The sequence below is a fragment of the Ensifer sp. Root1252 genome, assembly GCF_001425885.1.
Taxonomy (GTDB): domain Bacteria; phylum Pseudomonadota; class Alphaproteobacteria; order Rhizobiales; family Rhizobiaceae; genus Ensifer; species Ensifer canadensis.
This window is the reverse complement of sequence record NZ_LMDT01000009.1, coordinates 51,296-75,138: the sequence shown is the minus strand read 5'-3', so window position 1 is coordinate 75,138 and position 23,843 is coordinate 51,296. Positions and strand designations below refer to the sequence as shown.

Below are 23,843 nucleotides of genomic sequence, written 5' to 3'. Positions count from 1 at the left end.
AACCGCGGCGGAGAACGCTGTGTTCACGTGGGCGGAAAAGTCAGCTCCGCTCCTTGGCGAGGAAGGCCTTGAAGGCGTCGGCATAATCCGGGTGCCAGCGCGACAGCGGCGGCCGGTTCTCGACGATGTCGCCGGCTGCCCACAGAATACGTTTCTCGTCAGTCGACCGGATCACGTCGTTGTCCGGGCAGAGGATGTAGAAGTCGCCGCGCTCAAGGCTTTCCATCATGAAGTCTACTGTCTGATCCGGCGTCCAGGCGCCTTCCGGTTTTTCCGTGCGGCCACTTGCGGTCAGCGACGTGTAGACGAAGCCGGGGATGAGCAGATGGGCGTGGACCTGGCCGCCGGCGATGTTGCGCAATTCATGTTCCAGCGCCTCGGTGAACGCCTTCACGCCGGCTTTTGAAACATTGTAGGCGGGGTCGCCGGGAGGCGTGGTGATGCCCTGCTTCGAGCCGGTGTTGATGATGACGCCCGGCTGGCCATGGGCGGTCATGTGCGAGGCGAAGACGCGTGAACCGTTGATGACGCCCCAGAGATTGACGGCGAGTACCGCCTCCCAGTTTGCCTGCGGGCCGAATATCGCGCTGCCGGGCTGAATGCCGGCATTGTTCATCAGCACATGGACTGGCCCGAAGCGCGCGCGGGCGTCGCGCTCCAGCGCTTCGATCTCTTCAAGGCGAGAAACGTCCGCCGGGATGGCTGCAACATAGTCCGTGCCCTGCGACGACAACTCTGCGACCTCGGCTGCAGCTCGCGTCAGGCGCTCGCCGTCGAGATCGGCGAGTACGACACGCATGCCGAGCCGCGCGAAACGGCGGGCGCTGGCAAGGCCGATGCCGGAAGCGGCGCCGGTGACGACGGCAAGGTGATCGGGGGCAAAGGCGGGGTGAGACATGGCGGAAGCTCCAGCGGTCAGGATCGAACGCAAGAGATAGGGCGCAAGGAGGCGCCTGTCCATCACTGTGGTCCGTTGCGCCTAGCGTTGAAGCGCCTGAAATCTATCCGTTTTCAGCACGCCAAACCTTGTCACCCCGACCGGGCACACTAGTTCCGATAAGAACCATCGGTAGCCAGAGTGGCCTGCCGCAACAGGTATCGGATGGATTGATGGCAGGAACGGCAACCCGCAACGACAAACGCATCCCATGCGAAAGCTGTCCCTTGCGCAAGCTCGATCATTTCCGGGCATTCACCGCGGACGAGCTGGCCTTCGTCTCACAGTTCAAGACAGGGGAACTCGCAGTCGACGGCGGGGCGACGATCCTGGTGGAAGGCGCACACAGCGCCCATCTCTTTACCGTGCTGAGCGGTTGGGGATTTCGCTACAAGATGCTCGACGACGGGCGCCGGCAGATCCTCAACTACATCATGCCCGGCGATCTCGTTGGACTACAGGGCAGCCTCATGGGGGAGATGCAGCATTCGATCGAGGCCCTCTCGCCTGTCACGCTCTGCGTCTTCGAACGCGGCAAGCTCAATCGGCTCTATAGCAGCTATCCTGATCTCGCCTATGACCTGACCTGGATCGCCGCGCGCGAAGAGCGCATCCTCGACGAGAACCTCTTGAGCATCGGCCGCCGGTCGGCGCTGGAACGTGCCGCCTATCTCATCGCCTTTCTCTATCAGCGTGCCAAGGCGTTGGACCTCTTCAACGGCAGCCGCGTGGCGATCCCGATTACGCAGCAGCACGTGGCCGATACGCTCGGCCTCTCGATCGTCCATACCAACAAGACACTGAAGAAGCTGGCCGAGCGTGGCATGATCCGCTGGGCGGACAAGGGCTGCAACGTTCGCGATATCGACGGCCTGCTGACGATCGCCGGCTGGGAAGGTTTCAGCGAGGCCAAGCGGCCGCTGATCTGACGCTTCGGTCTGGACTGATATGCAAGAAGCCCCGCCGGACGGCGGGGCTCGGTGACACCGTTCATCGGTCGTCAGGCGGCGACGATCGCTCTCAACATCCACAGCGCCTTCTCATGGAAATTGAGCCGGTCGGTCAGCATGTCCGTCGTCACCAGGTCGCCGTTGTCGTCGGCCTTGGTGCCGGCGTCGCGCATGCGTCGGGCCGCAGCCTCGTGGTCGGCAATGAGGTCGGCGACCATCTCGGCGGCGGTCGTGTGGTTCACCGAGGCGCTGGTCGGCGCAAACTGATTGGCCTCGCCAAGCTTTGCCGGCGCCAGGTGCCCCAGCGCGCGGATGCGCTCGGCGATGATGTCGGTGGCCTTGAACAGTGTGTTGTAGTGTTCCTCGGTCAGTTCATGCAGCGGCTTGAACAGCGGACCGACGACATTCCAGTGATAGATGTGGCTCTTGATGACAAGCTTGTACGTGTCGGCGAGAATGTCGGAGAGCGCGGCCGCCATCTGCTGGCGATAGGCCTTCTTCAGCCCGATGTCGAATTCCTCGTCCTTGACCTTCGGTTTCAGCACGGAGGCTGCCTGTGCCATGATCTTTCTCCAATCCGTTTCGGAAATTCATCCTGAGTATCGAGACGCGGCCGCGAATGCAGCTTTCAGCCGGCGATGCGCCGCTTCCTATTGAACGCCCCCCAGCGCGCCTTGTTCCTTCGCTGGCGCGGGTAGAGATGCGACAAAATCGCTGGGGGTGCCCGACATGTCTTTTTTAAATGCCGGGTGGGTTCGCGGGGTCTATAGATCAAGGTTGAATGCGGCGACCGCTTCTGCGGCCGGCGCATGGTTCTCGCGAAAGGTGGACCGAATGCCAACGATCGAGATTCCACCGTCGATCAGAACAGTGCTCGTTCTGGAAGACAATTTCATCATCGCGATGGATGCCGAAGAAATCCTGAAATCGATGGGTATCAGCGATGTCCAGATCGCCGCCAACGCCGATCAGGCGATGAAGCTGATTGCCGCCCAGTCGTTCGATTTCATCATCCTCGACGTCAATCTCGAGGATGAGACCAGCTTTGCGGTAGCGGATGCGATCCTCGCCCGCGGCTTGTGTTTCGGCTTTACCAGCGGCTACGGCGACGCGGAGATCTTCCCGGCGCATCTGCGGGGTATCCCAAGGATCGACAAGCCATTCAACGAGAGTTCGATCGGCAACCTGATCGCCACGGCCACCAGGCGGTGAGGCGGCTAGAGCCGTAGCCTCGGTCTCTTAATCTCGCCGGGTTCTGCATCAAGCCACCGGCTGAGAGCGGCGGTGGCGATGGTGAAATGACATCGCGTGGCGGCGAGGCGTTACCGGTCTCACGTCCATATCGTAATGACGCTCGTTCTGGCCGATTCCGGCCTCAGGTCTTGCCGCGGGAGACGAACCAGGGATTGGCAAAATCGCTGTCGCTCGTCTGATTGCGTTTGCCATAGGTGAGCGGCGTGCCTTCCATCGTCAGCGTCTCGCCGCCGGCCGCGCGCAGGATGGCATCGCCGGCGGCCGTGTCCCACTCCATCGTACGGCTGAAGCGCGGGTAGACGTCGGCAAGGCCGTCGGCCAGCAGGCAGAACTTGAGCGAGGAGCCGACGGCCTCGTAGTCGGTGATCCCATGTTCGGCGAGATAGGCAACGGTCTCGGCACTGTTGTGCGAGCGGCTCGCAAGCGCCACCAGCCGATCGCCGCGACTGCGACAGCCGATCACGGTTTCAGGTCCGACGTGAAAGGCTTCGGAGACCACTGCTTTCAGTGCCTTGCCGCCGGCGGCGGCGTAGAGGATGCCGAGTGCCGGAGCGTAGACGACGCCGGCAACTGGCGCGCCGTTTTCGATCAACGCGATGTTGACGGTGAAGTCGTTGTGGCGGCCGATGAATTCCTTGGTGCCGTCGAGCGGGTCGACGAGAAAGAATGACTTGCCTGAGATGTCGGGGATGGAGCCGGCCGCGACCGATTCCTCAGCCACGACGGGAATGTCAGGAAAGGCGGCGGCAAGATCGGCCAGGATGATGCGCTCCGCACACGCGTCGGCGTCCGTCACGGGCGAACAGTCGGGCTTGTAGGTCACTGCCGGGCCGGCGTTGTAGATGTCGAGGATGGCGCGCCCGGCGGCGATCGCGGATTTTTGCAGAATGTCGAGCATTGCCTGTCGTCTTTCGGGCCTTTGTCGGGCCATACCACACTCAACGACAGAAGTTGCCCATAGTTTTAGACGGTTCCTACGAAATGTCGTGTCGCAGGCGCCGGTTACGCGAGTTTTCGTGCCTTGCGGCAAATGGCCGGCTTGATTTTTGCAGCTGCGAGAAGCTTGCATCTTTGCTCCTCGCGCCGGCTGTGCAAATGTGCCGACGCAACTGAACTGGATGACTTCATGCGTTATTCCGCATACTCGATCGTCAGGAACGCCCTTTCCGGAAACCTGAACTGGAAACCGCAATGGCGACAGCCTCAGCCGAAATCCCATTATGACGTAATCATTGTCGGTGGCGGCGGCCATGGTCTTGCGACCGCCTACTATCTCGCCAAGGAATTCGGCGTGAAGAACGTCGCGGTGCTCGAAAAGGGCTATCTCGGATCGGGCAATGTCGGCCGCAACACCACGATCGTGCGCTCCAATTACATGCTGCCCGGCAACGAACCCTTCTACGAATTCTCGATGAAGCTCTGGGAAGGGCTTGAGCAGGACCTGAACTACAACGTCATGCTCTCCCAGCGCGGCGTCATCATGCTTTACCACAGCGACGCCCAGCGCGACGCCTATGTCAGGCGCGGCAACGCGATGTGGATGGAAGGGGTTGCGGCCGAGTTGATCGAGCGCGAACAACTGAAGAAGATGATCCCCTTCCTCAATTATGATCATGCGCGCTACCCGATCCTCGGGGGCCTCCTGCAGCGGCGCGCGGGCACCGCCCGCCATGACGCCGTCGCCTGGGGTTATGCGCGCGGGGCGGACCAGCACGGCGTCGACATCATCGAGCATTGCGAGGTGACCGGCATTCGCCGCGAGAATGGCGTCGTCACCGGGGTGGAAACGTCAAAGGGCTTCATCGGTTGCGGCAAGCTGGCGCTGGCAGCGGCCGGCAACTCCTCGCGCGTCGGTGAGATGGCCGACCTGAAGCTGCCGCTCGAAAGCCACGTGCTGCAGGCCTTCGTGACCGAGGGGCTGAAGCCGTGCATCGATCACGTGATCGTCTATGGCGGCGGACACTTCTATATCTCGCAGTCGGACAAGGGCGGACTGGTCTTCGGCGCCGAGATCGACGGTTACTCCTCCTATGCCCAGCGCGGTAATCTAGCGACGGCCGAACATGTGATGGAGGAGGGGGTGTCGATGATCCCCGGCCTGTCGCGCGTCCGGGTGCTGCGCGCCTGGGGCGGTGTCATGGACATGAGCATGGATGGATCGCCGATCATCGACCGCACCTCGATCGACAACCTCTACCTCAATTGCGGTTGGTGCTACGGCGGCTTCAAGGCGACGCCGGCCTCGGGCTACTGTTTCGCGCATCTCATCGCCAGGAACGACACCCACCCGGTGGCGCGCGCCCTGCGGCTCGATCGTTTCGCGCGGGGCTATGCGGTCGACGAGGCCCGCTTTCAAGTGGAATCACTGAAAGCGGATAAGATGCTCTAGAATCAAAGTGCTAGAGCGTCCTTTGTGCGTTCATCTGAACGCACGGCGCTCTAGATCGGCGCGAGCCGGATGACGACCATCCGGCTGACCAGGAATATTGAGGGAGCTGTGTTGAGGCTCCAGGATACGGAAGACAATGGCAAGCCTGATCACCTGTCCCCATTGCGGGGTCCGCCCGAAGGAAGAGTTCGCAATCCGTGGCGATGCGTCGGTCATTCGGCCGGCGCCTTCAGCCTCGGATGAAGCCTGGCATGACTATGTCTATGTGCGCGCCAACCCACGCGGCCGAACGGTAGAACATTGGCATCATGTTGCCGGCTGTCGCCGGTTCCTGGTTGTCGAACGCGACACGGTCACCCATGAGGTCTATTCGGCTGTCGACGGTGCGGCCGCGGCGCGTGAGGCGCAGCGATGACCGCTTATCGCCTGTCCGCCGGCGGTCTTGTCGATCGCAGCAAAGTGCTGAGCTTCACCTTCGACGGCAACCCGCTGCGCGGCTTTGCCGGCGATACGCTTGCCTCTGCCTTGCTTGCCAACGACCAGATGCTGGTCGGCCGCAGCTTCAAGTACCACCGGCCGCGCGGCATCGTCAGTGCCGGGCCGTCGGAGCCGAACGCGCTCGTGACCCTTGGTTCGGGCGCCCGCAGCGATCCGAATACCAAGGCGACGGTCGCCGAGCTCTATGCCGGCTTGACGGCGAAGAGCCAGAACCGCTGGCCATCGCTCGGGTTCGATGTCTGCGCGGTCAACGGCCTGCTTTCGCCGTTTCTCGGCGCCGGCTTCTACTACAAGACCTTCATGTGGCCCCGCCAGCTCTGGGAAAAGCTTTATGAGCCGGTGATCCGGCGGGCCGCCGGTCTCGGGCGGGCGGTGCTGGAACGCGACCCCGAGAGCTATGAAAAATCCTGGGCCTTCTGCGATTTGCTCGTCGTCGGCGGCGGACCGGCGGGTCTGATGGCCGCCTTGACGGCCGGTCGCGCCGGGCTTCGCGTTATCCTGGCGGATGAGGATTTTCGCCTCGGCGGATCGCTGCTGTCGGAAACCGAAACGGTTGACGGTGCGTCGGCGCCCGCGTTTGCAGATCGTGCCGTCGCTGAACTGAAGTCACTCGAAAACGTCACGCTTCTGCCGCGCACCACGGTCTTCGGCTGGTATGACGACAATGTCTTCGGTGCGGTCGAGCGCGTGCAGAAACATGTGGCCGAGCCATCGACCAAGCTGCCGACCGAACGCGTGTGGCGCATTGCCGCCAAGCGCGCTCTGCTGGCGACCGGCGCTGAAGAGCGGCCGCTGGTGTTTGGCGGCAATGATCGCCCCGGCGTGATGATGGCCGGCGCCGTTTCGACCTACGCTAAGCGTTATGGCGTTTCTGCCGGCAAGTCGGTTGCAATCTTCACCAGCGGCAGCAGCGGCTATCGCACGGCTCGCGACCTGTCGGCGAAGGGCGTTGCGGTTTCGACTATCATCGACAGCCGACCGGAGACCAACGATGTCGCACCCGATGGCGTGCGGGTGATCCGCTCCGGCTCGATCGTCGACACCAGGGGCAGGAGGCGGCTGTCGGGCATCGTCGTCGAGCGCTCGGGCTTTGAGGAACTGATCGCCTGCGATGCGCTTGGCATGTCCGGTGGTTGGAGCCCGGTCATTCATCTCGCCTGCCAGCGCGGCGCTCGGCCGGTGTGGTCGGATACCCTTAAGGCATTCGCAGCACCCGATGTCGGCAATGCCCTTCGGGTCGCTGGAGCGGCCAATGGTGTCTACACGCTTGCCGGCTGCCTGCGCGACGGTGCCGAGAAGGCGACTGCGATTGCCTCAGAGCTTGGCTTCAACGCGGCCGCAGCACTGCTGCCGGTGACTGAGCCCGAGGTTGAACCTTCGTTTGCTGCTGTATGGTATGTGCCCGGCGCCAAGTCGAAGGCCTTCGTGGATTTCCAGAACGATGTGCACGCGAAGGATCTCGGTCTCGCGCTGCGCGAGGGTTTCGGCCATGTGGAGCACGCCAAACGCTATACCACCAGCGGCATGGCGACCGACCAGGGCAAGCTTTCCAATATCAATGCGGTCGGCATTCTCGCCGGCATGCGTGGGGTGAGTCCGGCCGAGGTCGGCACGACCACGTTCCGGCCGTTCTACACGCCGGTCTCCTTCGGTGCGCTGGCGGGGACATCCCGCGACAGCCACGCGACGCCGACCCGCAAGTCGCCGCTACACGAATGGGCGAAGAAGCACGGCGCGACCTTCGTCGATTCCGGCCTCTGGTTCCGCTCGGCCTGGTTCCCGCGCGCCGGCGAAAAGACCTGGCGCGAAAGCGTCGACCGCGAGGTCCTCAATGTTCGCGCCAATGTCGGGCTCTGCGATGTGTCGACGCTCGGCAAGATCGAGGTTTTCGGAGCTGACGCGGCGGAGTTTCTCAACCGGCTCTATTGCAACGCCATGCTGAAGCTGCCGGTCGGCAAGGCCCGTTACGGATTGATGCTGCGCGAGGACGGCTTCGTCTTCGACGACGGCACCGTGAGCCGGCTGGCGGAGGACCACTTCTTCGTGACGACGACCACTGCCATGGCCGGCGCGGTCATGTCCCACATCGATTATTGCGCGCAGGTGCTGTGGCCCGATCTCAAGGTCAGGTTCTGCTCGTCAAGCGATCAGTGGGCGCAGATGGCGATTGCCGGCCCGAAGGCGCGCGATGTGCTGCAGCAACTGGTCGACGAGGATATCTCGGAAACGGCTTTCCCGTTCCTGTCGGCACGCGCAACGGCGCTTCGCGGCGGCATCCACGCCCGGCTGTTCCGCATCTCATTTTCCGGCGAATTGGCCTTCGAACTTGCCGTTCCCGCCGGTTACGGTGAAGCGGTTGCCGAGCAGATCATGGAGGCCGGGCGAGCGCATGATATCTGCGCCTACGGTGTCGAGGCATTGAACGTGCTGCGGCTTGAAAAGGGGCTTCTGACTCATGCGGAATTCGACGGCCGCGTGACACCCGACGATGCCGGGCTTGGGCGCATGTTTTCGGCGCAGAAACCCGATTTTATCGGCAAACATCTGTCCGCACGCTACGGCCTGACGGCGGCAGACCGTATGCAGCTTGTCGGGCTGAGGCCGGTGGACAAGGACAAGGACATGCGTGCCGGCGCTCATCTTCTGAAAGAAGGCATGAAGCCGTCGACGCTCAACGATCAGGGCTGGGTCAGCTCCGCCGGCTATTCGCCGGTTTTGGGGCAGCACATCGCGCTTGCCTTCCTCAAGTCCGGGCGCGAGCGCTACGGCGAAAAGATCGTCGTCTGGGACAAGCTGCGCGATCACGAGGTCATCGCCGAGGTCTGCGACCCGGCGTTCGTCGATCCCGAAAACAAGAAGCTGAAAGCCTGAGGAGGCGGTGATGGTTCGCGACTACAACAACCGCCATGCGCTCGACCAGAAGCTGCGCGGCACCCCGAAGCCCGCGAATGCGGATCACCTCGAGGTCGGCCATTGGCAGGCAATCGCGACTGTGCTCGCCCATGTCGGACTTGAAGCGGCGGTACAACGGGCGCTTTCGTCGACACCCGACCTGTCGTTGCGTTATTGCGGACCCGGCGAGTGGCTGGTGGTGTCGCAGGTCGATACGCCAGTCGGGCTCATGCGCCGTCTCGATATGCTGTGTGGCACGCAGGCGCATGTCGTCGACCAGAGCGACGGCCGCGTTCTGTTGCGCCTCTCCGGGCCGTCCGTGCGGCAGATCCTGGCCAAGGGCATCGGCGTCGATCTCCACCCTGCGGCCTTCGCACTGGGTGGCAGCACCAATGTGCTTTGCGGCCATATCGGCATCAACCTGGCGCGCACCGGCGAGAACGCATTCGAGTTGATCGTTTCGCGCAGCTTTGCCGAATCGCTCTTCGACGACCTGATGGCGATGGGCCGCGCGTTCGACCTTTCGGCCGCTTTTTCCGACTAAAATCAAATGCGGCATCGAATGCCGCATTTGGGTCGCCAACCCGCCAGCAGATGGCGGAAACGGACAAGCGTTCTTCGCAGCCACGTCTTTAACGCGGCCATCTTTCTGACTAGGCTTTGCCCTGCTCGCCGCACGCTGTTCCCGTGCCTGAACAGACCGGGTGGGCGGTAGTCGTGCCTGACCCTTTCTTCCTGAAAACTGAGCCGCGCTTCGCCCGGATGCGCGGGGAAGCGGAGTGTGCGCATGAAAAGCCATGCCAGGTCGTCGTGATCGGTGGCGGCGTTGTCGGTTGCTCGATCCTCTACCATCTCACGAAGTTCGGCTGGACCGACGTGGTGCTGCTGGAGCGATCGGAGCTGACCTCCGGTTCGACCTGGCATGCCGCCGGTGGCATGCACACGATCAACGGCGACCCCAACGTCGCCAAGCTGCAGAAATACACCGTCGAACTCTACAAGGAGATCGAGGAATATTCCGGCCAGGACATCGGCCTGCACATGACGTCGGGCATGATGCTGGCCGCGACCAAGGAGCGTTTGGACTGGATGAAGTCGATCCTCGCCAAGGGCCGCTACATGGGGCTCGAGGCCGAGCTGCTGACGCCCAAGGAAGCGCACGACCTGATGCCGCTGCTGGATCCAGATCAGTTCGTTGTCGCGGTGTTCGACCCGGTCGAGGGCCATCTCGATCCCTATGGAACGACCCATGCCTATGCCAAGTCGGCCAAGAAGAATGGGGCCGAGATCTATCTGCACACAAAGGTCGAGGATCTCGTGCAGCGCGAGGACGGATCCTGGCGCGTCATCACCAATCAGGGCGAAATCATTGCAGAGCATGTGGTCAACGCCGCGGGCCTCTGGGCGCGCGAGGTCGGCCGCATGGTCGGGCTGGAGCTGCCCGTTCTGGCGATGGAGCATATGTATCTCATCACCGAAGATATGCCCGAGGTCATCGAGTTCAACCAGACGCGCGGCAAGGAGCTGATGCACTGTGTCGATTTCGATGGCGAGATTTACTTGCGCCAAGAGCGCAATGGCATGTTGATGGGCACCTATGAGAAAGCCTGCCGCCCCTGGTCGCCGGTGACGACACCCTGGGATTTCGGCCATGAGCTGCTGGCCGAGGACATCGACCGCATCTCGCCGGAACTCGAGGTCGGCTTCCGGCATTTCCCGGCCTTCAACAGAGCCGGCATCAAGAAGGTCATCAACGGGCCCTTCACCTTTTCGCCGGATGGAAACCCGCTGGTCGGGCCGGTGCGGGGGCTGCGCAATTTCTGGTCGGCTTGTGCCGTCATGGCCGGCTTCAGCCAGGGCGGCGGCGTCGGCCTGGCGCTTGCCAACTGGATGATAGACGGCGATCCCGGCTTCGACGTCTTTGCCATGGACGTGGCGCGTTATGGCGATTTCGCCACGCTTGCCTATACCAACGCCAAGGTGCGCGAGAACTATTCGCGCCGTTTTTCCATCCGTTATCCGAACGAGGAGCTGCCGGCCGCACGGCCGCTGCTCACGACGCCGATCTATGACCGGTTGAAGGCGGCCGGTGCCGTGTTCGGTGCTTCCTATGGCCTGGAAACGCCGCTGTGGTTTGCACCTGCCGGTGTCGAGGATCACTTCTCCTGGCGCCGCTCGACCGATTTCGACACGGTCGGCGACGAAGCCCGCGCGGTGCGCGCCGCTGTCGGGCTGATGGAAACCTCCGGCTTTGCCAAATACGAGATCAAGGGGGCGGGGGCGGAAGCCTGGCTCGATGGGATGCTCGCCTGCCGTATCCCGGCTGTGGGGTGGATGTCGCTGGCGCCGATGCTGAAAGACGATGGCAAGCTGATCGGCGACTTCACGCTCGCCAAGCTCGGTGAACAGGATTTCCTCCTCATCGGCTCCGGCATCGCCGAGGATTATCATATGCGCTGGTTCGAGGCGCACCTGCCAGAGAATGGCTCGGTCTCGATCCGTCCGTTGAAGCTGGAGCTTGTCGGGCTGTCGATCGCCGGGCCGAAGGCGCGGGACGTGCTGGCGGCGCTGACCCATCTCGACGTCGGTGATAAGGCCTTTGCGTTCATGGATATTCGCCGGATGAATCTCGGTATGGCGCCGGCGATCGTCGGTCGGGTCAGCTATACCGGTGACGTCGGCTACGAGATCTGGATGAAGCCGGAATACCAGCGCTACCTGTTCGATCTGATCCTGGAAAAGGGTGCGGCCTTCGGCATCCGGCTGTTTGGCCTTCGCGCCCTCAATGCCCTCAGGGTCGAAAAATCGTTCGGCAGCTGGTCGCGCGAGTTTCGGCCGCTCTACGGTCCGCTGGAGGCCGGCCTTGGCAGGTTTGTGGCGCTCGGTAAACCGGCGGGTTTCATCGGAAAGGCGGCGGCAATGCGCGAGAAGGCAGAAGGCGGACAGCTTCGTCTGCGCACCTTCCTGCTCGAGACGCGCGATGCCGATGTCATCGGCGACGAACCGATCTATTTCGACGGCGCGGTGCGCGGTTGGGTGACATCCGGCGGCTATGCCCACGCCAGCGGGGTGTCGGTGGCGCTTGGTTACGTGCCCAAGGAGATCGCTGATGAAGAGGCAGGCTGGGCGATCGAACTGCTCGGCGAGATCCTGCCGGCGCGGTTGCAACCCTACCCATTGTTCGACGCAAACGGTGAGCGCATGCGTGGTTGACGGGAGGCAAATCGGCGAGCTGGTCTTGTTGCTTGCCGATTCATCCACAGGCCGGATTGCACGCGGTTTTAGACTAAAGTTGACTATTCCCCAGGCGAGACGTGCATTTTTTTTGTTTTTTATGACTTCAAAAGCGTCAAATCGATTTTATAGGCGAAGATTTTGCCGCTCCCACGTTTTTTAGCTTTTCTTTTCGTTTGAAAGAGGTATGGAATCGATCAACAGAACGCTCAACAATGAGCTCAAAAAACAAGAGACCGGACCTTATGGATCTGGTCCAGGGGAAGATTGATGGAGTATTTCGTCCAGCAGCTCGTCAATGGGCTGACTCTTGGGTCTATTTATGGTATGATCGCAATTGGTTATACCATGGTCTACGGCATCATTGGCATGATCAACTTCGCCCACGGCGATATCTTCATGCTCGGCGGTTTTGCCGCTTTGATTGTCTTTCTGCTTCTCACAACATTCATGGCTGGCATACCGGTTGTACTTGCCCTGTTGCTGATGATGATCGTCGGCATGCTGACGGCGGCGCTCTGGAACTGGACCATCGAGCGGGTGGCTTACCGGCCGCTACGCGGTTCGTTCCGCCTGGCTCCGCTAATCACGGCAATCGGCATGTCGATCGCCCTGTCGAACTTCATCCAGGTGACGCAGGGACCGCGCAACAAGCCGATCCCGCCGCTCGTTTCCTCGGTTTACGAGGTGTTGGGCATCACGATCTCGCTGAAGCAGATCATCATCATCATCATCACGGCGATCCTGTTGTCCGTGTTCTGGTACATCGTCAACAAGACGCCGCTCGGGCGCGCTCAGCGCGCAACGGAACAGGACCGCAAGATGGCGGCCCTCCTGGGTGTTGACGTCGACCGTACCATCTCGGTGACCTTCATCATGGGCGCAGCGCTCGCTGCTGTCGCCGGCACCATGTACTTGATGTATTATGGTGTGGTCGTCTTCACCGACGGATTTGTTCCGGGGGTCAAGGCCTTTACTGCAGCTGTTCTTGGCGGCATCGGCTCCTTGCCGGGCGCTGTTCTCGGCGGGTTGCTGATCGGCCTCATCGAGTCCCTCTGGTCCGCTTATTTCACCATCGACTACAAGGATGTTGCGACGTTCTCCATTCTCGCAATCGTCCTGATCTTCAAGCCGTCTGGCATACTCGGACGACCGGAAGTCGAGAAGGTATAAATCAATGGCAAACATTGCTTCTACATCTGCAAGCGCCGGCAGTGATCTGACGGCGCGGGCCCTGCGCGAGGCTGTCTTCGCGGGCCTTATCTCTCTCGGCCTCTTCGTCTTGTTCGTCGGCCTGAAGAGCGACCAGAACATTCGCAACGAGCTGGTCCTCAACCAGCGCTGGGGTCTGCTTGCGATCTTCGTGATCGTCGCCGCCGTCGGCCGGTTCCTGATGGTCGCCTATATCCAGCCGGCAATGGCGCGCCGCAAGGCCGCCAAGGCCGAAGCGGAGGAGGTCGTTAGGGAAGAGAGCTTCTTCAAGCGCAATTTCTCGAAGATCGCGATCATTGCGCTCGTTCTCTATCCGCCTGTGATCGTGGCGCTCGTCGGTGCGCAGGGCTCGCTGAAGTGGGTCGACAATTTCGGCGTCCAGATCCTGATCTACGTGATGCTCGCCTGGGGCCTCAACATCGTCGTCGGCCTGGCAGGTCTGCTGGACCTCGGCTATGTCGCCTTCTACGCGGTGGGTGCCTATTCCTACGCGCTGCTGTCGACTTATTTCGGGCTCTCCTTCTGGGTTCTGCTGCCGGTTGCCGGTATTCTCTCGGCCTGCTGGGGCATGGTCCTCGGATTCCCGGTCTTGCGGCTAAGGGGTGACTACCTGGCGATCGTCACGCTCGCCTTCGGGGAAATCATACGGCTTGTCCTCATAAACTGGACCGAAGTGACCAAGGGAACGTTCGGCGTCTCCGGCATCGCCAAGGCGACCCTGTTCGGCATCAAGTTCGACGCTTCCAAGGATGGTTTTGCAGCGATGATGGGGCTCCCCATGTCGTCGGCCTACTACAAGATCTTCCTGTTCTATTTGATCCTTGGCCTTTGCATGCTGACGGCCTTCGTCACCATCCGCCTTCGCCGGATGCCGATCGGCCGCGCCTGGGAAGCGCTGCGCGAGGACGAGATCGCCTGCCGCTCGCTCGGCATCAACACGGTCACGACAAAGCTTACCGCCTTTGCAACGGGCGCCATGTTCGGCGGCATCGCAGGTTCGTTCTTCGCCGTGCGCCAGGGTTTCGTCTCGCCGGAATCCTTCGTGTTCCTCGAATCCGCGGTCATTCTGGCGATCGTTGTTCTCGGTGGCATGGGTTCGCTCACCGGTATCGCCATCGCCGCGGTGGCGATGATCGGCGGCACGGAAATCCTGCGCGAGCTTTCCTTCCTGAAGGCGATCTTCGGACCGGACTTCACGCCTGAACTCTACCGTATGCTGATCTTCGGCCTGGCGATGGTCGTCGTGATGGTCTGGAAGCCGCGCGGTTTTGTCGGCTCGCGTGAGCCGACAGCGTTCCTGCGCGAACGCAAGGCGATCTCCGGCAGCTTCACCAAGGAAGGGCATGGCTGATGGCCCTCGAGACAACGACAATGACAAAAGATCCCATTCTCTCGGTTGAGCACCTGTCGATGCGCTTCGGCGGTCTCATGGCCATCAACGACTTCTCCTTCGAAGCCTATCGCGGTGACATCACCGCGCTGATCGGCCCGAACGGAGCCGGCAAGACCACGGTGTTCAACTGCATCACCGGCTTCTACAAGCCGACCATGGGCATGATCACCATGAAGCAGAAGTCCGGTAAGGAATATCTGCTGGAGCGCCTGCCGGATTTCGAGATCACCAAGCACGCCAAGGTCGCGCGCACCTTCCAGAACATCCGGATGTTCTCCGGCCTGACGGTGCTGGAAAACCTGCTGGTCGCACAGCACAACAAGCTGATGCAGGCGTCGGGCTATACCTTCCTCGGACTGCTCGGCTTTCCCGCCTACAAGCAGGCCTCGAAAGAATCGATCGAATTTGCCCGCCATTGGCTGGAAAAGGCGTCGCTGGTCGATCGTGCCGACGACCCGGCCGGCGATCTGCCCTATGGCGCCCAGCGGCGGCTCGAAATCGCCCGCGCCATGTGCACCGGACCGGAACTCCTATGCCTTGACGAGCCGGCAGCCGGTCTCAATCCGCGTGAATCGCTGGCGCTCAACGAGTTGCTGCAGGGTATCCGCGGCGAAACCGGCACCTCGATCCTGTTGATCGAGCACGACATGTCGGTGGTGATGGAGATTTCCGACCACGTGGTCGTTTTGGAATACGGCCAGAAGATTTCCGACGGCAACCCGGATTTCGTGAAGAACGATCCGAGGGTCATTGCGGCCTATCTGGGTGTCGAGGATGAAGAGGTTGAAGAGGTGATCGAAGAAATCGAGGAAATCGAAGGCGGACAGGGAGGATCCAAGCCATGAGCGCGCCTCTGCTGCAAGTAAAGGCCGTCGAGACCTACTACGGCAATATCCGGGCGCTGAACGGCGTCGACGTCGAAGTGCATCGCGGTGAAATCGTCTGCCTGATCGGCGCCAACGGCGCTGGCAAGTCGACGCTGATGATGACGATCTGCGGCAGCCCGCAGGCGCGCACCGGCGCGGTCATGTTCGAAGGTGAGGAAATTACCCGCATGCCGACGCACGAGATCGCGCGTCTTCGCATCGCGCAGTCGCCGGAAGGCCGTCGCATTTTTCCGCGCATGACCGTATTCGAAAACCTGCAGATGGGCGCAAGCCTCGACAACCTCAAACATTTCAACGAGGACGCCGAGAAGGTGTTCTCGCTGTTCCCGCGACTTAAGGAGCGCCAGGCTCAACGCGGCGGTACGCTTTCGGGCGGCGAGCAGCAGATGCTGTCGATCGCCCGCGCGCTGATGGCGCGCCCGAAGCTCCTTTTGCTGGACGAGCCATCGCTCGGCCTGGCGCCGCTGATCGTTAAGGGCATCTTCGAAGCCATCAAGAAGCTGAACAAGGAAGAGGGACTGACCGTGTTCCTCGTCGAGCAGAATGCGTTCGGCGCCTTGAAGCTTTCCGACCGCGGTTACGTGATGGTCAACGGCCGCGTGACGATGAGCGGCTCGGGCAAGGAACTGCTCGCCAATCCGGAAGTCCGCGCGGCCTATCTCGAAGGCGGCCGCCATTGATGCGCCGCATCTGGAGTTTGTGACATGCAGGGTATTCTCTACGAAGAAGTGTCGGTCTGGCAGTTTCTTTTCATCACCTGTGTTCTGGGCGGCTGGACCGCGTGGAGAACGGGAAAGAGCGTCGCCGAGGGCTGGGAGGAGCTTCCGCGCCTCTTCGTCTATGTGGCGCTGCTGGGGCTTGGGATCCGCTTCGTGCACCACGCCCTGTTCGGAGGTACGATGTTCAGTCTGCATTACTATATCGTGGACACGGTCGTACTTTTGTTGTTTGCTACCGCAGGTTTCCGGTACTACCGGACCAAGCAAATGACCAATAACTACTATTGGCTCTATGAGAAGGCTTCGCCTTTCTCCTGGAAAGCCAAATAATGGGAACAGCGCGCGCCGGCCGCCGCGGCCGGTGCGAAAGAAATACCGGCGCGAATTACGGTGGGCATTGCGCAGGTTGGTAACGAGACCCGCTCGGATAATTGGGAGTAACAAAATGAAAAAGTCTCTTCTGTCGGCCGTTGCGCTGTCGGCAATGGTCGCTTTCAGCGGCACCGCATGGGCTGATATTCTCGTTGGCGTTGCTGGCCCGCTGACCGGCCCGAACGCTGCGTTCGGTGCACAGCTGCAGAAAGGTGCCGAACAGGCTGCTGCAGACATCAATGCTGCCGGCGGTATCAATGGGGAACAGATCAAGGTTGTACTCGGCGACGACGTTTCCGACGCCAAGCAGGGCGTTTCGGTCGCCAACAAGTTCGTCGCTGACGGCGTGAAGTTCGTTGTCGGCCACTTCAACTCGGGCGTGTCCATCCCGGCTTCGGAAGTCTATGCCGAAAACGGCATTCTCCAGGTAACGCCGGCTTCCACCAACCCGCAGTTCACCGAGCGCGGCCTCTGGAACACCTTCCGCACTTGCGGTCGTGACGACCAGCAGGGCGCAGTTGCCGGCGCCTTCCTTGCCGCCAACCACAAGGACGCCAAGATCGCCGTCATTCACGACAAGACCCCTTATGGTCAGGGCCTTGCCGACGAAACCAAGAAGTCGATGAACGAAGCCGGCCTCAATGAAGCCCTCTATGAAGGCATCAACACCGGCGACAAGGACTTCTCGGCCCTCATCGCCAAGATGAAGGAAGCCGGCGTCTCGATCGTCTACTACGGCGGTCTGCACACCGAAGCTGGCCTGATCATGCGCCAGATGAAGGACCAGGGCCTCAAGGCTACCCTGATGTCGGGCGACGGTATCGTTTCGAACGAACTGGCCTCGATCGCAGGCGACGCTGTTGACGGCACGCTGATGACGTTTGCTCCGGATCCGCGCAAGAACCCGGCTGCCAAGGAACTCGTCGAGAAGTTCCGCGCCGCCGGCTTCGAACCGGAAGCCTACACGCTCTACGCCTACGCTGCTCTGCAGGTTGTCGCCGAAGCTGCCAAGGCTGGCGGCACGACCGATCCGCAGGCCGTTGCCGAAGCGATCAAGGCCAAAGGCCCGTTCAAGACCGCAATTGGCGAACTCGGCTATGACGAAAAGGGCGACATCACCCGTCCGGACTACGTCATGTACACCTGGAAGAAGGGTGAAGACGGCAAGTACAGCTACTTCGAAAACGAGTAAATCTCGCTTCGAGGTTCGTTGAACCACGTCAGAACTTCGAAAGCCCGGCGAGCGATCGCCGGGCTTTTTGTTTCTGGACGGGTGTTAACGGGGATTGCGATGATTCTCGTCGGACTTCGCCTCGGCAAGGCATTGCACCGGGCCTCTTTCGTTGGGCCGCGCGGGCTGTCTCTCGCCGTCATTTCGTGCACTATCGCCGAACGATTCTGTTTTTAGAGGTTGTCCCATGAGTTCCAAGCCGCGCATTCTCGTCACCCGCCGTTGGCCCGAAGCGGTGGAGCGCGTGCTGGCCGAGCGGTTTGATGTCGTCTTGAACGAGAGCGACGTACCGATGTCGGCCGATCAGCTGGCAAAGGCGCTGCGCGACTTTGACGCGGTGCTGCCGACGGTCTCCGACCGCCTGCCGGCAAGCCTGTTCGACGGCGGCGACATCAGGGCAAAGATCCTCGGCAACTATGGTGTCGGTTACAACCACATCGATGTTGCCGCCGCCAAGGCCGCAAACATCGCCGTTACCAACACGCCCGGCGTTCTGACCGATTGCACTGCCGATATCGCCATGACGCTGCTGCTTGCCGTCGCGCGGCGTGCGGGCGAAGGGGAGCGTCAGATCAGGGCCGGCGAATGGACCGGCTGGCGGCCGACCCACATGATTGGCAGCAAGGTGACCGGCAAGACGCTGGGGATCATCGGTTTCGGCCGCATCGGCAAGGCGATGGCAAAACGCTGCCATTTCGGGTTCGACATGGAGGTGGTGTTCTACAACCGCTCGCGTGTCGATGCGGCGGAAGCCGCACGCTATGGCGCGCGCCAGCTCGGTACCGTCGACGAGGTGCTTGCGATTGCGGATTTCGTCTCGTTGCACTGCCCCGGCGGTGGCGAGAACCGGCACCTCATCAATGCCGAGCGGCTGGCGATGATGAAAAAGGGCGCCTATCTCGTCAACACCGCGCGCGGCGATGTGGTCGACGAGCCGGCGTTGATCGAGGCGCTGAAGAACGGAGTGATCAAAGGCGCCGGCCTCGATGTTTTCGAGGCGGAACCGAATGTGCCGGAGGGCCTGCGGGCGCTCGAAAATGTCGTTCTGCTGCCGCATCTCGGCAGCGCGACCGAGGAGACACGCGTCGCGATGGGCATGAAGGTGGTCGACAACATCACCGCCTTCTTCGAGGGGCGAGAGCCGCCGGATAGGGTCGCCTGAGATGGTGGCTGTTTGATGGGCAAACGCTGCCCATAAAGCAATCACCTTGCCGATTTTCTTTGCAAAACAATAGCTTGACTTGGCGCCTCGGGATGCCGACGATGTCGGCCGATGAACATGAGCAATGCGGCTATCATCGCCCCGCAGCGGGCGTTCGGAAAAGGACGACTGGTCGCGAAAGTGGCCGTCGGTCAAACGCGCGTTGCCGAGCTTTACCAGGAAGGCTGCGCAAAGATTCGGCTGCCGAAAACCTTCGATACTTCGATGGAAGCCGTGCTGATCAACTCGTCGGGTGGGCTCACCGGCGGCGACCGCATGCTCTGGGAGATCGAGGCCGGTGCGGCGACCGAGCTCACCGTCACCACGCAGGCCTGCGAGAAGATCTACAAGGCGAGTGCCGGCACGGTCGATGTCACGACACGCATCGACGTGGCGGCTGGCGCACGCGTCGATTGGCTGCCGCAGGAGACGATCCTGTTCGACCGCGCATCGCTGACACGCTCGCTCGATGTCGAGCTCGAGGACGGCGCGACGTTCCTTGCCGTCGAGGCCGTGCTGCTCGGCCGCAAGGCGATGGGCGAAGCGATGCAGACAGGCCTCTTGCGAGATCGCTGGCGCATTCGCGTCGGCGGCCGGCTGTTGCATGCCGAAAACCTGACCTTTGCCGATGATATCGCCGCTCTTGTCGCCCGGACTGCAGTGCTCGGCGGCAGCGTGGCATTTGCGACGCTGTTCTACACCGGACCGGATTGTGAATTGCTGCTGCCGCGGCTGCGCGCACTCCTCGAAACGCAAGTGGGGGCGGGCGTCAGCCACATCAAGCTCGGTGGTCGCGACAAGCTGGTTGCGCGCTTTGCTGCCGCGGACGGCTTCTCGCTCAGAAAAATCCTCATCCCGGTCATTTCGCACTTGCGCAAGCAAGAGACAGTGCCGAAAGTCTGGGTCCTCTAATCCACAATCAAACCGGTGGCGACGCATGAATCTTACCCCGCGCGAAAAGGACAAGCTGTTGATTTCCATGGCTGCGATGGTTGCCCGCCGCCGCCTGGAGCGCGGAGTCAAGCTTAATCATCCAGAGGCGATCGCGCTGATTACCGACTTCGTTGTCGAAGGTGCGCGTGACGGCCGATCGGTCGCGGAGCTGATGGAGGCGGGCGCCCATGTGATCACCCGTGCACAGGTGATGGAGGGGATCGCGGAGATGATCCACGACATCCAGGTGGAGGCGACCTTCCCTGACGGTACCAAGCTCGTCACTGTGCACGAACCGATCCGCTGAGGAGGCTGAGACATGTTGGCACTGCGTCCGAACTGCGAATGCTGCGACAAGGATCTGCCGCCAGAGAGCCGCGACGCGATGATCTGCACCTTCGAGTGCACCTTTTGCGTCGATTGTGTCGAAGGCACGCTCGGTGGCACCTGCCCGAACTGCGGCGGCGAGTTTACCCGGCGCCCGGTACGCCCGGCCGCGCTGCTTGTGAAATATCCGGCATCGACCGAACGGGTGCTGAAGCCGCTCGGCTGCGCCGACGTCGACGCGGCCTGACAAGGGAGAGGGAACTCAGATGATCCCAGGGGAAATCATTGCCGCAAGCGGCGATATCGAACTCAACCACGGGCTTGAGACGGTGACGATCGAGGTCTCCAATACCGGCGACCGGCCGGTGCAGGTCGGCAGCCACTATCACTTTGCCGAGACCAATGCCGGGCTCGACTTCGATCGCAGTGCCGCCCATGGCAAACGACTGGACATTCCCGCAGGCACCGCCGTCCGCTTCGAGCCGGGACAGAAAAGACAGGTCACGCTCATCCCGCTTTCGGGCAAGCGCGAGGTTTTTGGTTTCCGCCAGCAGGTCATGGGAAAGCTTTGAGCATGATGATGCGAACGACGCTTATCGCGAGCGCCTTGCTGCTGGCGGCCATGCCCGCGCTGGCGCAGGAGGATGATGTCGATTGCGCCAATGCAATGACGCAGGCGGATATGAACATCTGCTCCAACAAGGATTATGAGGCGGCCGACGCTGAACTCAACACGGTCTACAAGCAGACCGTTGCGGCGATGCGGGCCAAGGACAAGGAACTGGGTGACATCAGCGCCGACTATGTCGGCGCGGAGGAGGCGTTGAAGAAGGCGCAGCGCGCCTGGATCGGCTACCGCGACGGCCAGTGCGAGCTTGCCGGCTTCGAAGCGCGCGGCGGATCGATGGAGCCGATGCTGGTATCCGTCTGCCTGGCGCAGCTGACTGCGGCCCGCACCACGGAACTCAAAGAGCTGCTCGAGCCCACGGAAAACTAGCGCTGATGTCTGGCCGCACCATCATGATCGTGGGGAATGGAGAAGTGCCGGAAGGCGCTGCGGCAACGATCGATACGGCCGATGTCGTCATTCGTTTCAACGATTGCCGTTCTGTCGGCACCGGCGGGGCGAGGACCGATATCGTCGCCGTCTGCAATACTGGCCGGCCGGCGCTTGCCATGCTTGGTGGCGGGCGCTGGAAGAACAGCGCCGCCGTGCGGCAGGCACGCGAGATCTGGAGCGTTCGGTCGGCTGAAAAGTTTGCCGGCATGCGCGCGGCACTGGCCGAAACGCATCCGGATCTCGACGACTTCTGCGACGACTACACTTGCGGTTTCGAGAGTTTTACAACGGCGACCGGCCGGGTGCATCGGGTCGTCCCCCTCGCAGCGCACGAGCAGCTGGACCGGGATCTGTCGCGGTTCGCGCCCACGCCTTATGTCGTGCCGTCGAGCGGCATGGTCGTGATTGCCGACGTGCTTTCCGGTTTTGCATCGGCCGACGATCTGGTCGTTCTGGCTGGCTTCGGCCATGTCGGTTGGGAGTGGCATCCCTTTGCCGCCGAGCGCCGGTACGTCGACGCACTTGCGGCCGAGGGCCGTCTTCGCCGTCTTTCCCCTTCTTCTTCAGACTTGTCCCAAGGAGCCTGAACCCATGCCCTACAAAATGTCGCGCGCGGCCTATGCCAACATGTTCGGCCCGACGGTCGGCGACAAGGTTCGGCTGGCCGACACGGAACTGTTCATCGAGGTGGAGAAGGATTTCACCACCTATGGCGAAGAAGTGAAGTTCGGCGGCGGCAAGGTGATCCGCGACGGCATGGGCCAAAGCCAGGTGACGCGAGCGGCGGGTGCGGTCGACACCGTGATCACCAACGCGCTGATCGTCGACCACTGGGGCATCGTCAAGGCGGATATCGGGCTGAAGGACGGGCGCATCGCGGCGATCGGCAAGGCCGGCAATCCCGATATGCAGCCTGGCGTGACGATCATCGTCGGTCCGGGCACCGAGGTGATCGCCGGCGAGGGCAAGATCGTCACCGCCGGCGGCATGGACAGCCATATCCACTTCATCTGCCCGCAGCAGATCGAGGAAGCGCTGATGAGCGGGCTCACCTGCATGCTCGGCGGCGGCACGGGGCCGGCGCATGGCACGCTCGCGACCACCTGCACGCCCGGGCCCTGGCATCTCGCCCGCATGATCGAGGCTGCGGACGCCTTCCCGATGAACCTTGCCTTTGCCGGCAAGGGCAATGCCTCGCTGCCCGCCGCGCTGGTCGAGATGGTGCTTGCGGGCGCGACCTCGCTGAAGCTGCACGAGGATTGGGGCTCGACGCCGGCTGCCGTCGACTGCTGCCTTGGTGTTGCCGACGAGTACGATGTGCAGGTGATGATCCACACCGACACGTTGAACGAGAGCGGTTTCGTCGAGGACACGATCGCGGCGATCAAGGGCCGCACGATCCATGCCTTCCACACGGAAGGGGCGGGTGGCGGCCATGCGCCGGATATCATCAAGATCTGCGGCCAGCCGAACGTCATTCCGTCGTCGACCAACCCGACCCGACCCTACACCAAGAACACGCTGGCCGAGCACCTGGATATGCTGATGGTCTGCCATCACCTGTCGCCGTCGATCCCCGAGGATATCGCCTTTGCCGAAAGCCGGATCCGTAAGGAGACGATCGCCGCCGAAGACATCCTGCACGATATCGGTGCGTTCTCGATCATCTCGTCCGATAGCCAGGCGATGGGCCGCGTCGGCGAGGTGGCGATCCGCACCTGGCAGACGGCCGACAAGATGAAGCGCCAGCGCGGCGCGCTGCCGCAGGAAACCGGCGACAACGACAATTTCCGGGTCAAACGCTATATCGCCAAATACACCATCAACCCGGCGATCGCCCATGGCCTCAGCCATGAGATCGGTTCGCTCGAAGTCGGCAAGCGCGCCGACCTCGTCCTCTGGAAACCGGCCTTCTTCGGCGTCAAGCCCGACATGGTGCTGATCGGCGGAACGATCGCCGCAGCACCGATGGGCGACCCCAACGCCTCGATCCCGACGCCGCAGCCGGTGCACTACCGGCCGATGTTCGGCGCCTATGGCAAGAGCCGCACGAACTCCTCCGTCACCTTCGTCTCGCAGGCCTCGCTCGATGGCGGGTTGGCGGCCAGGCTCGGCGTTGCCAAACAGCTCGTCGCCGTCAAGAACACCCGCGGCGGCATCGGCAAGGCATCGATGATCCACAACAACCTGACGCCGCATGTCGAGGTCGATCCGGAGACCTACGAAGTGCGGGCCGATGGCGAGCTCCTCACCTGCGAGCCGGCGACGGTTCTGCCGATGGCGCAGCGTTATTTCCTGTTCTGAGCGGCAAACGATTTTGTCTCGAAAAAGCGGTAGCTGGCGGGCCTTCAAGT

The 23,843-nt window shown here is 62.0% G+C and carries 24 protein-coding genes; 21 read left to right on the top strand and 3 right to left on the bottom strand.

Features of this window, described 5'->3' with window-relative positions:
* Positions 1-40 precede the first annotated feature (40 nt).
* The gene (locus ASD02_RS11315) at positions 41-898 is read right to left on the bottom strand and encodes an SDR family NAD(P)-dependent oxidoreductase (protein ID WP_025428157.1); all 858 of its coding nucleotides are present in this window, start codon (positions 896-898) and stop codon (positions 41-43) included.
* Positions 899-1,110: 212 nt separating this feature from the next.
* Between ASD02_RS11315 and ASD02_RS11310 the strand changes: the two genes are divergently transcribed.
* Positions 1,111-1,866: a Crp/Fnr family transcriptional regulator gene (locus tag ASD02_RS11310; RefSeq protein ID WP_057220857.1), complete on the top strand. Its 756-nt coding sequence runs from the start codon at positions 1,111-1,113 to the stop codon at positions 1,864-1,866.
* 71 nt (positions 1,867-1,937) lie between these two features.
* On the opposite strand, the gene ASD02_RS11305 is transcribed toward ASD02_RS11310, so the two are convergent.
* Positions 1,938-2,450 (bottom strand): DNA starvation/stationary phase protection protein, encoded by a 513-nt coding sequence (locus ASD02_RS11305; protein WP_025428155.1) that lies wholly within the window; start codon positions 2,448-2,450, stop codon positions 1,938-1,940.
* 271 nt (positions 2,451-2,721) lie between these two features.
* Here ASD02_RS11305 and ASD02_RS11300 point away from each other — a divergent pair, with 271 nt between their 5' ends.
* Entirely contained in the window at positions 2,722-3,099 is a 378-nt protein-coding gene (locus tag ASD02_RS11300) for a response regulator (RefSeq protein WP_025428154.1), read from the top strand.
* A 163-nt stretch (positions 3,100-3,262) separates the two neighbouring features.
* On the opposite strand, the gene cysQ is transcribed toward ASD02_RS11300, so the two are convergent.
* Positions 3,263-4,039 carry a 3'(2'),5'-bisphosphate nucleotidase CysQ gene (gene cysQ, locus ASD02_RS11295; RefSeq protein ID WP_025428153.1) on the bottom strand — a complete coding sequence of 259 codons (777 nt, stop codon included), beginning with the start codon at positions 4,037-4,039 and terminating at the stop codon, positions 3,263-3,265.
* A gap of 228 nt (positions 4,040-4,267) precedes the next feature.
* On the opposite strand from cysQ, the gene ASD02_RS11290 reads away from it, so the two are divergent.
* The 19 genes from ASD02_RS11290 to ureC all read left to right on the top strand — a co-directional run bounded on the left by ASD02_RS11290 (position 4,268) and on the right by ureC (position 23,793).
* Positions 4,268-5,530, top strand: a complete 1,263-nt coding sequence (locus tag ASD02_RS11290; protein ID WP_057258466.1) for a sarcosine oxidase subunit beta family protein — start codon at positions 4,268-4,270, stop codon at positions 5,528-5,530.
* Positions 5,531-5,666: 136 nt separating this feature from the next.
* Positions 5,667-5,945 carry a sarcosine oxidase subunit delta gene (locus tag ASD02_RS11285; RefSeq protein ID WP_025428151.1) on the top strand — a complete coding sequence of 93 codons (279 nt, stop codon included), beginning with the start codon at positions 5,667-5,669 and terminating at the stop codon, positions 5,943-5,945.
* A complete protein-coding gene (locus ASD02_RS11280) occupies positions 5,942-8,899 on the top strand; it encodes a sarcosine oxidase subunit alpha family protein (protein WP_025428150.1) in 2,958 nt (985 codons plus the stop codon). Before ASD02_RS11285 ends, ASD02_RS11280 begins: the two co-directional genes overlap by 4 nt.
* A gap of 10 nt (positions 8,900-8,909) precedes the next feature.
* Complete coding sequence (locus ASD02_RS11275) at positions 8,910-9,464, top strand: sarcosine oxidase subunit gamma family protein (RefSeq protein ID WP_025428149.1); 555 nt, start codon at positions 8,910-8,912, stop codon at positions 9,462-9,464.
* A 218-nt stretch (positions 9,465-9,682) separates the two neighbouring features.
* The gene (locus ASD02_RS11270; protein WP_057220854.1) at positions 9,683-12,133 is read left to right on the top strand and encodes an FAD-dependent oxidoreductase; all 2,451 of its coding nucleotides are present in this window, start codon (positions 9,683-9,685) and stop codon (positions 12,131-12,133) included.
* 291 nt (positions 12,134-12,424) lie between these two features.
* Entirely contained in the window at positions 12,425-13,327 is a 903-nt protein-coding gene (locus ASD02_RS11265; RefSeq protein WP_057206532.1) for a branched-chain amino acid ABC transporter permease, read from the top strand.
* Positions 13,328-13,331: 4 nt separating this feature from the next.
* Positions 13,332-14,717, top strand: coding sequence for a high-affinity branched-chain amino acid ABC transporter permease LivM (livM, locus tag ASD02_RS11260; protein WP_025428146.1), 1,386 nt, complete (start codon positions 13,332-13,334; stop codon positions 14,715-14,717).
* A complete protein-coding gene (locus tag ASD02_RS11255; protein ID WP_025428145.1) occupies positions 14,717-15,604 on the top strand; it encodes an ABC transporter ATP-binding protein in 888 nt (295 codons plus the stop codon). Before livM ends, ASD02_RS11255 begins: the two co-directional genes overlap by 1 nt.
* Complete coding sequence (locus tag ASD02_RS11250) at positions 15,601-16,326, top strand: ABC transporter ATP-binding protein (RefSeq protein WP_025428144.1); 726 nt, start codon at positions 15,601-15,603, stop codon at positions 16,324-16,326. The genes ASD02_RS11255 and ASD02_RS11250 overlap by 4 nt, the downstream gene beginning before the upstream one ends.
* Positions 16,327-16,350: 24 nt before the next feature.
* Positions 16,351-16,695 (top strand): DUF6867 family protein, encoded by a 345-nt coding sequence (locus ASD02_RS11245; protein WP_025428143.1) that lies wholly within the window; start codon positions 16,351-16,353, stop codon positions 16,693-16,695.
* A gap of 115 nt (positions 16,696-16,810) precedes the next feature.
* Complete coding sequence (locus tag ASD02_RS11240) at positions 16,811-17,929, top strand: branched-chain amino acid ABC transporter substrate-binding protein (protein ID WP_025428142.1); 1,119 nt, start codon at positions 16,811-16,813, stop codon at positions 17,927-17,929.
* 226 nt (positions 17,930-18,155) lie between these two features.
* Positions 18,156-19,130 (top strand): D-glycerate dehydrogenase, encoded by a 975-nt coding sequence (locus ASD02_RS11235; protein ID WP_057206530.1) that lies wholly within the window; start codon positions 18,156-18,158, stop codon positions 19,128-19,130.
* A 117-nt stretch (positions 19,131-19,247) separates the two neighbouring features.
* Positions 19,248-20,081 carry an urease accessory protein UreD gene (locus tag ASD02_RS11230; RefSeq protein WP_025428140.1) on the top strand — a complete coding sequence of 278 codons (834 nt, stop codon included), beginning with the start codon at positions 19,248-19,250 and terminating at the stop codon, positions 20,079-20,081.
* Positions 20,082-20,106: 25 nt separating this feature from the next.
* Positions 20,107-20,409, top strand: a complete 303-nt coding sequence (locus ASD02_RS11225) for an urease subunit gamma (RefSeq protein ID WP_025428139.1) — start codon at positions 20,107-20,109, stop codon at positions 20,407-20,409.
* Positions 20,410-20,421: 12 nt separating this feature from the next.
* The gene (locus tag ASD02_RS11220; RefSeq protein WP_025428138.1) at positions 20,422-20,676 is read left to right on the top strand and encodes a DUF1272 domain-containing protein; all 255 of its coding nucleotides are present in this window, start codon (positions 20,422-20,424) and stop codon (positions 20,674-20,676) included.
* 19 nt (positions 20,677-20,695) lie between these two features.
* Positions 20,696-21,001, top strand: a complete 306-nt coding sequence (locus ASD02_RS11215; RefSeq protein WP_025428137.1) for an urease subunit beta — start codon at positions 20,696-20,698, stop codon at positions 20,999-21,001.
* Between the two features lie 8 nt (positions 21,002-21,009).
* Entirely contained in the window at positions 21,010-21,426 is a 417-nt protein-coding gene (locus ASD02_RS11210; RefSeq protein ID WP_057220864.1) for a lysozyme inhibitor LprI family protein, read from the top strand.
* A 2-nt stretch (positions 21,427-21,428) separates the two neighbouring features.
* Positions 21,429-22,076, top strand: coding sequence for a hypothetical protein (locus ASD02_RS11205; RefSeq protein WP_025428135.1), 648 nt, complete (start codon positions 21,429-21,431; stop codon positions 22,074-22,076).
* Positions 22,077-22,080: 4 nt separating this feature from the next.
* A complete protein-coding gene (gene ureC / locus ASD02_RS11200; protein ID WP_057206528.1) occupies positions 22,081-23,793 on the top strand; it encodes an urease subunit alpha in 1,713 nt (570 codons plus the stop codon).
* The last annotated feature ends 50 nt before the right edge of the window (positions 23,794-23,843 follow it).